Genomic DNA, 551 nt, shown 5'->3' with positions numbered 1-551 from the left:
GGGCATTCCTTTCTTCGACTAAGGCTCTCACTTTTTTTAGCAGTGCAATCTGAGTCTTGAGTTCCTGATTCTCCTTGCGGAGCTTCTCCACTTCTGTCAAGGGGCTGCTATTCTTTCGAGGTCTTCCCATACCTTTTGGTCGGCCACGTTTCTTCTGAACATCTAATGCTGACAATCCATTCTTACGGGCAAGTTTAAGCCAAATTTGTATTGCGCTCGTACTTACATCGTATTTTAGAGAGGCCTGGAACAAAGTTAAGTGATTGTTCTCAATGTCTAATACGACCGACTTCCTTAATTGGGAATCTGATTGATTTTTTTTCTTCTTTTCCAAACCGGCAGGACCAAGATGCTGGTATCTGTCCCAAAGTGTTTTCAATAAGTCGTCATTGATGCCATAATGCTTCTTTATGTAATTAAAGGAATATCCTTCCTCCAACATATGCATGTAACGGAGACGATCATAATAACTATGCTTTCGTCTTTTCTTTTTGTTTGATTCCATAAATAAACCCCAAAAGTTTTGAGTCTAACTTTTGGGGTTCATATCA

The 551-nt window shown here is 39.7% G+C and carries 1 protein-coding gene; it reads right to left on the bottom strand.

Annotated features, from left to right (window positions below; genetic code table 11):
• Nucleotides 1–505: transposase (locus tag ACFO3G_RS03185; protein ID WP_380077933.1), on the bottom strand; the 505-nt coding region annotated here is incomplete at its 3' end.
• Nucleotides 506–551: the final 46 nt, after the last annotated feature.

The sequence above is a fragment of the Falsiporphyromonas endometrii genome, assembly GCF_042654485.1.
In the GTDB taxonomy this organism is placed as follows: Bacteria; Bacteroidota; Bacteroidia; order Bacteroidales; family Porphyromonadaceae; genus Porphyromonas; species Porphyromonas endometrii.
Note: the sequence above shows the minus strand (reverse complement) of the source record. Positions and strands in the feature narration are given on the sequence as shown.